At 39.0% G+C, this 13,064-nt stretch carries 11 protein-coding genes; 8 read left to right on the top strand and 3 right to left on the bottom strand.

Annotated elements, in window-relative coordinates; genetic code table 11:
- Positions 1 to 148: 148 nt before the first annotated feature.
- The 3 genes from nadK to ACOB80_RS12635 all read left to right on the top strand — a co-directional run bounded on the left by nadK (position 149) and on the right by ACOB80_RS12635 (position 3,345).
- A complete protein-coding gene (gene nadK / locus ACOB80_RS12645; protein ID WP_473166200.1) occupies positions 149 to 1,030 on the top strand; it encodes an NAD(+) kinase in 882 nt (293 codons plus the stop codon).
- A gap of 128 nt (positions 1,031 to 1,158) precedes the next feature.
- Complete coding sequence (gene recN, locus ACOB80_RS12640; RefSeq protein WP_473166199.1) at positions 1,159 to 2,823, top strand: DNA repair protein RecN; 1,665 nt, start codon at positions 1,159 to 1,161, stop codon at positions 2,821 to 2,823.
- Positions 2,824 to 2,994: 171 nt separating this feature from the next.
- Positions 2,995 to 3,345: an outer membrane protein assembly factor BamE gene (locus tag ACOB80_RS12635; protein ID WP_473166198.1), complete on the top strand. Its 351-nt coding sequence runs from the start codon at positions 2,995 to 2,997 to the stop codon at positions 3,343 to 3,345.
- Positions 3,346 to 3,539: 194 nt separating this feature from the next.
- Here the strand turns inward: ACOB80_RS12635 and ACOB80_RS12630 are convergent, their stop codons facing one another.
- Positions 3,540 to 4,169 carry an ankyrin repeat domain-containing protein gene (locus tag ACOB80_RS12630; protein WP_473166197.1) on the bottom strand — a complete coding sequence of 210 codons (630 nt, stop codon included), beginning with the start codon at positions 4,167 to 4,169 and terminating at the stop codon, positions 3,540 to 3,542.
- Between the two features lie 137 nt (positions 4,170 to 4,306).
- Here ACOB80_RS12630 and ACOB80_RS12625 point away from each other — a divergent pair, with 137 nt between their 5' ends.
- Positions 4,307 to 4,912: a YdeI/OmpD-associated family protein gene (locus tag ACOB80_RS12625; RefSeq protein ID WP_473166196.1), complete on the top strand. Its 606-nt coding sequence runs from the start codon at positions 4,307 to 4,309 to the stop codon at positions 4,910 to 4,912.
- A gap of 71 nt (positions 4,913 to 4,983) precedes the next feature.
- Here the strand turns inward: ACOB80_RS12625 and ACOB80_RS12620 are convergent, their stop codons facing one another.
- A complete protein-coding gene (locus ACOB80_RS12620) occupies positions 4,984 to 5,775 on the bottom strand; it encodes a hypothetical protein (RefSeq protein ID WP_473166195.1) in 792 nt (263 codons plus the stop codon).
- Between the two features lie 10 nt (positions 5,776 to 5,785).
- On the bottom strand, positions 5,786 to 7,717 hold the full coding sequence (locus ACOB80_RS12615; RefSeq protein WP_473166194.1) for a M1 family metallopeptidase: 1,932 nt from the start codon (positions 7,715 to 7,717) through the stop codon (positions 5,786 to 5,788).
- Positions 7,718 to 8,222: 505 nt separating this feature from the next.
- Here ACOB80_RS12615 and ACOB80_RS12610 point away from each other — a divergent pair.
- The 4 genes from ACOB80_RS12610 to ACOB80_RS12595 all read left to right on the top strand — a co-directional run bounded on the left by ACOB80_RS12610 (position 8,223) and on the right by ACOB80_RS12595 (position 13,005).
- Positions 8,223 to 9,116 carry a LysR substrate-binding domain-containing protein gene (locus tag ACOB80_RS12610; protein ID WP_473166193.1) on the top strand — a complete coding sequence of 298 codons (894 nt, stop codon included), beginning with the start codon at positions 8,223 to 8,225 and terminating at the stop codon, positions 9,114 to 9,116.
- A 21-nt stretch (positions 9,117 to 9,137) separates the two neighbouring features.
- Positions 9,138 to 10,115, top strand: coding sequence for a PDC sensor domain-containing protein (locus ACOB80_RS12605; RefSeq protein WP_473166192.1), 978 nt, complete (start codon positions 9,138 to 9,140; stop codon positions 10,113 to 10,115).
- 116 nt (positions 10,116 to 10,231) lie between these two features.
- Positions 10,232 to 11,485 carry an alpha/beta hydrolase-fold protein gene (locus ACOB80_RS12600; protein ID WP_473166191.1) on the top strand — a complete coding sequence of 418 codons (1,254 nt, stop codon included), beginning with the start codon at positions 10,232 to 10,234 and terminating at the stop codon, positions 11,483 to 11,485.
- A 134-nt stretch (positions 11,486 to 11,619) separates the two neighbouring features.
- Positions 11,620 to 13,005, top strand: coding sequence for an MATE family efflux transporter (locus tag ACOB80_RS12595; protein ID WP_473166190.1), 1,386 nt, complete (start codon positions 11,620 to 11,622; stop codon positions 13,003 to 13,005).
- Positions 13,006 to 13,064: the final 59 nt, after the last annotated feature.

The following is a 13,064-nucleotide window of genomic DNA, read 5'->3' as shown; positions in this document are numbered from 1 at the left end:
CTAACTGGATACTATAGACAATGATGCTAATTATGGGGCTAGAATTTGTCGAATCAAGCACAATTGTTCATAATTATGAAAAAGTATGCTTTACAAGCAATAAAAATGACGCGAAACTTGCGACATTCTGAACACCGAAAATAATGAAATGACTAAGCTATACAACACCATAGGCCTAATTGGTAAGCCAAAGCATGAAGGCGCCAAGGCAACTATTGAAACCCTTTATCAGTTTTTAATTGAGCAAGGCTATCGCGTATTGGTTGAAAGCTCAGTGGCATCTTCTTTATCTATAGAGCTAGAACAGTGCCACAACCTAGTAGAAATTGGTGAACTTGCTGATCTCGCCATCGTGGTTGGTGGCGACGGCTATATGCTTGGCGCAGCCCGTGTACTTTCCTGTTATAACATAGGCGTTATTGGTGTTAACCGAGGTAATTTAGGATTTCTTACTGATTTATCGCCTAACGAGTTAATAGAACCATTAGAAAAGATACTTGCTGGTGAATCTCGCTCTGAACAACGCTTTATAATCGAAGCGGAAGTATATCGTCATGGCAAATTAAAAAGCTCTAATAGTGCGGTAAACGAAGCAGTACTTCATGCCGGTAAAGTCGCGAGCATGATTGAATTTGAAGTATACATAGACGGTAGCTTCATGTTTAGCCAGCGTTCAGACGGTTTAATTGTTTCGACTCCTACAGGCTCAACCGCTTATTCTATGTCGGCAGGCGGCCCTATTTTAACGCCAAATTTGAACGCACTATCATTGGTACCAATGTTCCCTCATACACTGACTAGTCGCCCAATCGTGGTAGACGGTAACAGTGAAATTAAACTTATTCTGGCCAACGAAAACTATGAAAACCTACAAGTAAGCTGCGATGGCCATGTTATTCTCGCCGTTATGCCAGGTGATGAAGTTATCATTCGCAAAAGCGATTGCTCAATCCGACTTATTCATCCATTGGATCACGACTACTTTAATGTACTTCGTCAAAAATTAAGTTGGGGTAATAAGCTTTATTAATCAGGCATTTTCACCGTAATAAGCTTTCAATAAATTAAATTCGTTTAACTTTTCATCAAAAAAAAGTTGCACCTCTAAAAAATACTGTATAAATTATCACTATATCTTTATACAGTATTTTGAACATTATGTTAACGCAACTGACTATTCAAAACTTCGCTATTGTTAAATCGCTAGAAATTGACTGGAAAACCGGCATGACCACCATCACAGGTGAAACCGGTGCTGGTAAATCTATTGCTATAGATGCTCTTGGTTTATGTTTAGGTGACAGAGCTGGTACAAACGTAGTAAGGCCAAACTGCAATAAAGCTGAGTTAGTTGCCACCTTTGAGCTTAAAAACAACTTATCCGCCATGGCATGGTTGAATAACCAAGACTTAGAAGATGCTGACAGCTGTATTTTACGTCGGGTGATTTCAGCAGAAGGCCGTTCAAAATCTTATATAAATGGTACACCTGTTCCGTTAGCGCAACTGAAAGAACTTGGTCAATTACTGATAAATATTCATGGACAACACGATCATCAACTAATCACCAAAGCCAGCCGTCAACGTGAGATGCTCGATGAATTTGGTCGCCATGAAGACTTATTAGCTGCTGTTCGCTTTCATTTTAGCCAATGGAAAAGTTTGAAAAAGGAACGTGATCAATTGTTTGAGCAACAACAACAGCGTGAAGCTCAACAACAATTGCTCGCTTATCAGGTGAATGAACTGGATGAGTTTGCTCTCGCTGAAGGTGAATTCGAACAGCTTGAAAACGACTATAAAAAATTTAGTAATAGTCAGTTTTTACTCGATGCTGCGTTGCAAAGCACTCATCTTTTAACTGAAAACGAGCAATTTAATATTGCCGACTCATTGCGTAAAGCGCTTGAGCAAGTGGCTAGTTTAGCAGAGCTCGACCAACAATTATCGCCTCTTAACGATCAGTTAAATGAAGCTCTAGTGCATATAGAAGATGCGAGCGATGAACTAAGACTATACCAAGAGCGCTTAGAATTAGACCCGCAAAGTTTTCAATTAATAGACGATAGATACTCTAACGCTATTCAACTTGCTAAAAAGCACCAAGTAGCACCAGAAGAATTAGCGAGCTTTCATGGGAAACTGGCTCAAGAACTTAGCTTGCTAAAAACAGATGAAGACAGACTAAGTCATATAGACAGTGAAATAGATAAAACCTTTGAGCAGTATAAACTGGCTGCACATGATCTAACAAAAGCGCGCGAAACATCAGCAACAAAATTATCCAAGGAAATTACTAAAAGTCTTAAAGCCCTGAATATGGAGCATGGTCAATTTTCAATAGACGTCATTACTGACGTAGCAAAGAACGCTACAAGTGCAGGTGCTGACGACGTTCAATTTTTAGTAAGTTTAAATCCAGGACAAGTGCCAGGTCCATTAAACAAAATAGCCTCTGGCGGTGAGTTATCTCGTATAAGTTTAGCAATGCAAGTAATCCTTTCTGCAAAAGTAACTACGCCTAGTTTGATTTTCGATGAAGTCGATGTTGGTATAAGTGGCCCTACCGCAGCTATGGTAGGCACTAAACTTCAACAACTTGCCGGTAATACACAAGTTATTTGTGTGACCCACTTACCGCAAGTCGCTAGTAAAGGACATCAGCAATTATTTGTCGCCAAACTTACCGATGGCGAACATACAGAAACCACAGTAACTGAACTTAGTCAGCCAGCACGTGTCAAAGAGATCGCTAGACTGCTTGCAGGAGACACAATTACTGACTCAAGCCTAGCAAATGCCGAGGAATTACTGGCAAGCTAATTAGTTTAAAGTAGTTTGAAAGACGTGCCGAATAGTTAAACAAAAAGTTTTTTAACAAAATTTGTTTAAGATTGGACATGTTTTCAACAAACGACAAAGAAATCCTTTGTAACTGTTAGCTTGCTTAGTTATTATCCCCACTCACTTTATTTTAAGGATGACTGCTAGGTTATGTTGTTAAGAGTTTTATCGCTGGTCTTTGTATTATCGCTTACCGCTTGTTCAAGCTGGGTTTACCGTATGGATATCCCGCAAGGAAACTTTCTGGAACAAAGAGATATCGATAAGTTACAAATAGGTATGACTAAAGATCAGGTTAAATTTATTCTTGGTAACCCTGTAGTAGTAGATGCTTTTAATGATGATATCTGGCATTACCTATATAGCTTTAAATCAGGTAGAGATTCATCATTCGATAGAAATAAGAAGTTCATCATTACCTTTGAGAACGACAAGGTTGTAAAAGCTGAAGGAGACTTTGAATTGAAAGACTCTTTTTACGTACCTATGGTTAACGACTAAATTTCGTTTAGTAAATTCACGAAAAAAGCAGCTAAAGGCTGCTTTTTTTACGTCAAATTTTAGCTTCGCTATATCGAATTAAACCACCTCTGTGAAATATCTATGCTTTAGCACAAATGAGGCATTTACGAGCTTACCTAAATAGCAACAACTGTGTATGCAGTTATAAGCTAATACCTACCTTTAGCCTTGCATTACTTATTCGCACCTTGCGCTATTAGGTATTCTCTTATTTCTCTTGTTTTAGCGCTACGTAATGGACTTCGTAGCTCAGTGCCTCTTAGCGTGTTAGCTTCAACGGCGAGGTTTACATCAGCTCCCTTCTCTACCAGATATCTAACAACCTTAAAATGGCCAGAATGAGATGCGCTAATTAACGCTGTTTCGTCATGCTCGGTAATCGCATCTATGTCAGCTCCTCGTTCATAAAAGTACTCAACAAGTGCCAAATTATTAGTTAAAGCAGCAGCAATCAATGGGCTTCCATCGGTTTCGCTTTTTAGGTTTACATCGGCCCCCACGCTGATCAAATATTCTATCGCTTGCTTATTGCCATTTTGCGCAGCAATAATTAGCGGCGTACCATCGTTATTCAAATCTTGATTTACATCTAAACCTTCAGCAATGAGTTGCTTCACTTGTATCAAACTACCGTGAGCAATGATATCGACAATCTGCTCGTTTACATCTAAATCATCATAACTATTATGAGCAAGAGTTGGCTGTGATGCGATTACAAGAACGCTTGTAAATACAGCTTTAACAATTGAATTTGGTTTATGTAGTTTGACTTTTGTTAAATTAGAAAACAAAGAAAACACCATAATATTGTCCTTTTAATTTTATCAGTATTGATTCACTACTATTAATGTCGATGGAACAAGAGAAAAAGTTGTAAACTAGACTAAATAAATAACGAAACTTAGATTTTAATGAAGCACAATATTGAACAGGCACGCCTATGCACATAGAGAAAATTGATCAATACATTGCCGAAAAGCCAGCCTTTGCCCAAGACATTCTCAATAAATTGAGAAAACTTATTCATCGAGCCGATCCCAGCATTGAAGAAGCGATAAAATGGAACCAACCTTGTTTCTCCAAGCACGGTTTAGTCTGTGCAATGGCTGCTTTTAAAGCCCATGTAAACTTTTCTTTTTTTGAAGGTAAGCATATCGAAGATCTTGAAAACCTTTTTGACAAAAGCGATGGTCAAAACTTAGCTTCATTAAAACTAAAATCGGTTGACGAGTTACCGAGTGATGAAGCAGTCATATCCTTTATTCAAAGAGCAATTGCTTATAATAGCTCCACAGAAAAGCCTAAAAAGAAAGTAACCCGTAAAGATAAGTCCACGCTAGTTGTTCCCGATGACTTGGCCAAGGCGCTAGCCAAAAACCCACTGGCAAAACAGCATTTTGAAAGTTTTAGTTATACCAAACAAAAGGATTATATCGAATGGATTACATCAGCTAAACGAGAAGCGACCAGAGAAAAGCGTCTAGCGACCACGATTGAATGGGTAAGTGAAGGAAAAGGTCGAAACTGGAAATATGAAAACTGCTAAATGGTAAAAAGTAATAAAGCCCCAATAATTTGGGGCTTTATTACTTTTGGTAAACTTTAAAGCAAAACGTTTTATTGATTTTCTCTATGCGTTTTCCATATTGTTACGTGTGCAGCTTGCCAATACAAAATGGTAAAGCGCATGATAAGCGCAATTGTAAATGCGCCTATTACACCAAAGGTGAAACTTGTATCAGGGCTAATATTTGCGCTAAACATTTGCACATTTAAAAACTCGACCGCAGCAATTAACAGAGCAAATACAACGAGAGTAACGGCTACTTTACCCACATTTTTATATAGCACAACCGCACCATTTTTAAGCGACCAACGCTCTTTTTGAGTAATACCATTTAGTGATAAAAACAGCCATGAAAGCGCTACAAACCACGTAAATGCTAAAACGCTTAACTTAATTTTAGTTGACTCAACCGAGAAAACCTTCATTAAGAGTACCGCTATACCACATAAAATAAGCGGTACCACTAACCAACGAAGTAATAAACCAAGAGACCTTAAAAAATGCTCGCCCGCAAGGCTAAGCCATGAAGATATTGACCACTTATTTTCGTGCATGCTAGCCATTGTTCCTGCTGCTAGCGCCAGCTTAAATAGGAATAAGGTCGGAATTGTGACGATAAACGCTGCCATAGCATAAACAAACCCTGGGCTGGTTCTTATTGCGTCAAAAAACACCCCCATAAAGTTTGCTGAGCCAATGGGCGTAATCAATAAATTGGCCGTCACTTCCTTGTTGCCAAATCGAGACATCAAAATTAGAGCCGGTGTAAAAATAATTAACTCGATAAAGAGTGTAATAACGGCAATCCATTTGTATCGCCATAGCAGTTGTAATGTATTCATTTATATTCTCCTACAATGGCAATAAAGCGTTAACAGAACTATGCATAGTTTGCATAAGAGAAATTACCCAACGCCATGCCTGGCCTGGTTCTTCACTTTCTCGTTTGATATTGTTTGACAAATCTTTGTCTAACAACACTTTAAACTCTGGATCTATCATGACTTCAGATAATTTAGTGTCAGATTCAAAATTCCATGTTATCCAAGGCTTTCCTTGGTTTAACGACCAGGTTCTTGTTTCTTTGCTACCATCTTTATAAGTGAGTAGTACATCAACACTAGGTGGGGTTAATTGACCATGATGAGCTAAAGTTACTGTATTTTGAAATTTCTCTGATTCAGTAGGCTCTGTAAACTCCAAATCAGCAGAAGCTGATAGTGCGTAACCGCCTCCGACATCCATTTTCTCACTACGTACTCTAGAGACAGTAAAATCTACCGTTTTAGTGGTATTAATTGCCGCGTCTAAATACGCCGCCATCTCAACATCAATCGCTTGAGCTACCGCTAAGAAGTCTTCTGTTTTTGGGTGCTTAAACGCCCACTCTTTGTAATAGGCTTTAAGTAGACGGTCGACTTTATCGACACCCCAAACACGCTCAACCGTGTTTAAAATGGTTGCTGGCTTTGAATATGAATTGGTGCCGTATGCACCACTATTTATGTAACTCCAAGAATTAGTGTTGACCGGATCTAATGTTGGCTGAGATGCTGTTCTCATATGATGAGTAATCGACAAATTAACCGCAATATTGCCAAGCTGAGCAACATTTTTACGCCCTAGAGTTTCCTCCATTATGCGCCCTTCGGTATAGCTGTTAATACCTTCGTCCATCCAAGATTCTTCAAATTCGTTCGAAGCAAAAATGCCCTGCCAATAGTTATGACCAATTTCGTGGATAGTAACCAGCGCTGCGGCTTGTTGCATATCGGTATAGTCAAGATCGGTAATTGTCGTTACTAGGGTAGGATACTCCATACCGCCAGCTCCCCCAGCGTCTTCCGGAGGCTGAACTAATGTCATAGTAGAATACGGGTACATGCCCACGTGTTCTTCAAACCACTTGAAAGAAGCAACAGCTGCGTCAAATTGATTTTGAATTGATTTTTCGTCTAACGGCTCTTGATAAAGTAGACGAATATTGATGCCTTCCCAATTGTGATTTGCTTCCGCAAATTGGCTATCTGCAGTCCAAACAAAGTCGTGAACATCTTCTGCAATGTACTGATGAGATGTAAGCTCGCCATTTTCAGTTTTATTGGCTAAGTAGCCTGTCGCACCTACAACGTAATCGTTTGGTACAGTTAAGGTAACGTCATAAGTACCAAAATCAGCAAAAAACTCACTATGAGCATGATACCTGTGATTTACCCAACGGCCATCAATATATACGCCAGGCTTAGGAAACCACTGAGCAACAAAGTTGAAGGTATCGCCATTATGTCCGCTACGTGCAAAAACTTTTGGTAGCTGACTGGTAAATGACATATTGATAACCAGTTCTTCGCCCGGTGCAAGCGGCTCAGATAAGGTTAACATAGCGATACTGTTATCCATCTGCCAGTTAGACAAGATATCTTCGCCCTGAGCATTTGATAATGCAGTGACAACAACATAACCAAAGTTTTCTTTACTGCCACCTTCTCGTTCATCACTGCGTAGCTTGCCACCTTCACTTTCTACCATAAATACAGTGTCTGGCGATGAGAATGCATTGAGATATAAATGAAATGGAATTTCGGTAAGGGTTACATCTGTTGTATTTTTCCATGTGAGTTGCATGTCTGCTGTCACACGGTGAGTCTCAACATCTAGACTCGCTTTGATTTGCGTTTGATGTACACGGTCACTATGAGGCCCCTTTACCCGAAGTGCTTGTGCAGAAGCTCCAGCCATGCAAAACAGGCTAAGACAGAGCATAACGTTCTGAAATATTCTCACGATTTTTCCTTATCAATGTTATTGATTTTATTATTTCGGCTAACTCCGAACCTAACGCCAATAGAGTAAACCTATGTGTTTACTTTTTTCAACATATATAACGTATTGATATAAAAAGAATATAAATTATTAAAAGTAATAGTGATTACATGGACATCACAAGCATAGCCTGGTTACAGGTGAATTTATTTATTCTATCGATTGAAAATTTCTCGTTTGCCGATTAACAGCTAAAAACCTACTATAAATCCGTACTTGGATCTCCCCAGATTCATACTTAAGACATTGTTGATATGTTTTTCAAGGACACCTAATTGGTGTCCTTTTTTTTACCATGAACATAACGCACTTTGTAGCGTAATTAATACGGTGCATATGAACCAAAACGGTGCAGAGATATTTTTCTATAAAAACTAAACAGTTGTTTTATAAATAAAAATAAAAATCCAAACATTGGTTTAACTATTGCAACAGCTTTTGTGTCTATCGTTATTTTCTATTCATTATGTCAGTACAAACACCAATTAGAGGGCTACGCTCATTTTGTGTCGCAGCCAAATGTTTAAGTTTCAAACATGCCGCTGAACAACTTTTTCTAACCCCTTCGGCAGTCAGTCATCAAATAAAGCAATTAGAAGAACAGTTAAATATCACCCTTTTTCAACGCAGTGTCCGTTCGATAGAGTTAACCAGTGAAGGTAAGCTCTTCTTCCAATCAATTCAGCCAATTATCGAACAATTAGAATCAACCATTGATGAGTTTACCCATAGGCCGTCCAATAGCGTTATCACCATCAATTTACCGGAATTTTTTGCCAGCGAGTTATTTGTGCCTAGGTTACAAGAGTGGTCTCAGCAACATCCGACAATCAATTTGCAATTGGAAACCACAAAGCCTCCTGTCAACTTGTTATCTCAATCAAGTGACTTATCGATAGTCTTAGCCAGTACAGAACCCAAAGGAGGCTTTGTGCAAGAGCTTTTTCCAATACAGTACGTACCGGCATGTAATAAAGAGTTATTTGCTAGGCTCAAAAACCAAGGCAAACAAGCACTGCTAAAAACGCCGCTAATTTTGCATAGTTCGCGTCCTTGGTCGTGGCATCAATGGGCAGACGAACATGATGTGCAAGGCTTTGATCCTGCACAAATTATCCAATTCGATAGTATGTTCGGTGTAGCTAGAGCAGCCCAGCAAGGCATGGGCATCGCACTCGTTCCTTTGCCACTGAGTAAAGCTTGGTTTAACGACCAGCATCTAGTGAAACTGTTTGACGAAAATCTTGTAACTAAAGACAAATATTACTTAGTGCACCATGAAAATCTGACATCTCGTCCTGAGTTGTCGTTATTTACCACTTGGATTAAAGAAACCTTTACCGCTTACGCCCTTTGTTAACTCGATAGGAGAGCCAAATCTATGAATTATATAAGTGTAATAGAGCGCTATCACGAATATGAAACCGCTATCCACGAATTAATGGCTTCTATCGTGGCAGGAGTGTTTGACGCTAAGATGTTTGAAGATGAATCTAGACTCGAAAACTCAATGCGCTGGCTAAATAAGCATTACCCTTTTGTCGAGCTCGTTTTTACGTTAGATAATCAAGGCATACAATCAAGTATGGACTATGGTAGAAAAGCAGGTAAGTGTTGTATTTCTAGCACAGGTAAGGGCATAGATCGCGCTTATCGCCCTTATTTCGCCTTAGCAAAGCAAAGTAATGACATCGTTGTTACCAAGCCTTACCTTTCAAGCTCTAGTCATAACTTGTGTTTGTCATCGGCTTTACGCTATACCAACACTGACGGGCAAGAACTTGGCATATTGGTCATTGATATCAACCTTGCCCACGCAATTGAGTTTTTAATGGGCGATATTAAACGTAAAAAATTTCACCCTTTTTTTCTTGGTGTATATTCAGCCATTGTACTAGGACTATTCATTATTGTCGGCATTTTGCTGTATTCAGCTGGCAGCGAAATTGTCGATTTATTTACACTAAAAAATGCCAATGATATTCAAGTAAAACCCTTTAGCATCATCATATTTTTAACCTTAGCGCTTGCAGTATTTGATTTAGGAAAAACCACTATCGAAGAAGAAGTACTAATGCAAAAGGATATATTGCGACATAGCTCTACCCGTCGAACCATCACCCGTTTCATTGCGACAATATTAATCGCAGTATCTATCGAAGCTTTGTTGCTCATGTTTAAATCTGTTCTGGGTTCAGCTGAACACTTAGCCAGCGCCGTCGCTATGATGGCAACGTCTATCGGCTTGCTCATTGGCCTAGGCATTTATGTTTATTTAGGCGCAAAAGCAGAAAACCTATTAAAAGCACAACTTCAGCGTCAAGCTAATACCGCTCAAGCAACGATCAACACACTATAAAAACACAGCTTATATTTTGACGTTTTTTGAAACACTTTTGTTTTTAGTGAAGTTAAAGCATTGTGCTAACTTCACTAATGCTCCCCGTTCCAATAACATTTTAAAAGGAATAGAAAGTGATTCGCTTAATTTTAACTGTGGCACTGCTTTGCAGCGTACTATTTGTGCCACCAACACTCCACGCAAATGAAACCAAAAATAAACCGCTCAGCTACGGTCATGAGTATCAACTAGACTCGAAATTACTAGAACATACAATGACATTACAGGTATATCTCCCTGAAAGTTACGACACGTCAGAGAAATCGTACCCCGTTGTTTACGTATTAGATGGCCAGTGGCATTTTATTAACGCAGTTGCCTTACAAAAGTCATTAAGAGTACCTGACGCGTTACCTGAAATGATTGTCGTTGGTATTGTTTCACCAGAGCCTATTAGGCGTGAATGGTTTGGTAACAAAAGAGCCGTTTTTCAGCAATCTCTTAACGAAGAGATCTTGCCATTTATTCAGTCCAATGTCAGAGCATCGAACGACACTGTTTTATTTGGCTGGGAAATGGGCGCTTTCTTTGCCACTTATTCCCTTTTTGAGCCACAAGACTTATTTTCTGGCTTTATCGCCACCAATGGCGGTAACGCATCAAAAGAAAGTATCAGCGCTTTTAATAAACGAGAAAATCAGTCAGAAAAATACTTGTATCTGGTTAACTCTACCCGAGACATTTTTACTATTTCATACAGTGAACAGCTTAATGAAAACTTAACTGAAATCTCTTCAAAAAATTTGAATTGGCGTTATCAAACCTTTAACGAGGAAACCCATGAATCCTTGCCTTATGTTGCCATGTATGAGGGGCTCAAGTTCTATTTTCATAACTACAAAGACTTAGCATTTGCAACTATCAAGGAATACCAAGATCTTGGCGGCTTAGATTACTTAACCTCCTACTTTGCGAAGAGAGGCAAACGCTTTGGTTTTCCATTAAAAATCTCTAATTCCACTAAAAATCACTTAATTTGGCTAGCGTGGAATCGAGATGATTATAAGCACTTTCAACTATTTATGGAGGAATTTAAAGATGTTCTCGCCACAAAACGATACGACTCTGCCTATTGGCAAAACCGCTTTGGACGATTCTATTTAAAACATGGTAATACAGAGACCGCTAAGTCTTACTTTGAAAAGGCAATTGTTAAATACCCTGAGTCAGCCAAATTATATGAAGGACTAAGCCAAGTTAACCTTGCGCTTAATAGAAAAACGGAAGCTAAGAAAAACTTAGAACAAGCAATAGATATCGCTACGTCAAATTCCGCATCAGATCTTGAACAATATAAACAAAAACTAAAAGCGCTTGCTGATAACTAGCAATCATCTCTAGATAAAGTAATTCCAGATGTAACAATTAGCTGCTTTCGCAATTAATTGTTACATAAGGAAATGCAATTGTTTTCGTTTTTTTGCTTTCCTATAAGGCGAGATAATCACATTAGACGAAATGAATGAGTTACTGTAACAGCAAGTCTTTTTTAAATGAGTCGGCAGGCAAATTATTGTGGCGAAATAGCTTCCCTATGGTTGGCGCTATCCTAGCGCTGCTTGCTTATGAATTACTAGAGTCTTCTTTACTCGCCATGCAGTCAGAAAGAATACTCACTGGTTTTGGTTTTACCTTGCCCATTACCGTGGCTATGTCAGCTCTGGCCATTGCTTTTAGTGTTCAAGCCAATAACACCGTTATTAAAACCAATAGTAAAAACCAAAGCGCGTTACCTGATAAAGTGAGCTTTTTACTTTTAAGGAATAGTTTGGTGGTGCTATTCACTTCACTGGTATTTTTTACCTGCTCCAATCAACTACTTGAACTTATGGGAAATAATGCTTGGCTTTCGGGCGGTGCTACTAATCGAGAAATTCAAGACCAAAACAGTTATGTTGAATTCCGAGCCTTAGGCTGGTTATTTTTAGCACTTATTTGGCAAGCAAATGGCATGTTGCGAGCCTTGGGTTGGATGAATTTAGCCAGTGGGCTTATCCTTGCGTGGGCAAGTATCAAAGCGATATTGGCTTTATTATTGTTATTACCTGAAAGTCCTTTATATCAAGGAAATATTGCCAGTTTAGGCTTAGTACACATTACCGTTGACTTTCTAATCGCAGCTTTTTCATTACTCATTCTTTTTCTCAAAGTTCCGTACCAAACACCAAATCAGCAAAACATCGGAAAACTGTTTACAGTTCCTTCATATAAAACCTTATTACTTGTTACTCAACAGTTTATTACCCCGTTAAGCATGGCCGTGCTTACCGCTATTGCAGCCAATATAGACACCAGTTTCGTTGCCGCACTCGCCTTATTGTTTAGGCTAGAGGTGCTGTTTTTACTTTTACCTATGGTGCTAACTACATCGATGCCAGCCCTTATTGGCGTAAACCATTGGTCGGACAAAAAACAGCGTGTAAAACAGCTTTATGCTGTCGGCTTTAGTGCCATCTTGATATTTCAGGTAATAATCGCTTTATTAGCTTATACACAAGGCCATTTAATTTCAGATTTTGTCTGTCCACACGAAACGATCGCTAAACACCTAGAGTATTACTTAGCTTGGGTTCCTTGGGGTTACGCCTCTGCTGGCATGGCCATCGTATTGCAGTCTTGCTTAAACGCTAAAGATAAAACAGTAACTGCGACACTGCTTGGTTTAACCCACCGTATAGTATTGTTGCTTCCGTTAACTTTTATTGGCGCAAATTATTTCGGCGCCTACGGCTTTTACCAAGGATTGATGCTGGGTCATTTAGCAATTGGTGGCATCGTAATATTAATGCTATTAAAAATGGGTTATATCAGCGAGCCATTATACTTACGTAAAAAGATTCCTAGCTAGTCACTGCCTTAATTATCTTCGAGGGAAAGTATTGCAAACCTACATGAACACACTAGAAT

The sequence above is a fragment of the Thalassotalea coralli genome (assembly GCF_055786205.1).
Note: the sequence above shows the minus strand (reverse complement) of the source record. Positions and strands in the feature narration are given on the sequence as shown.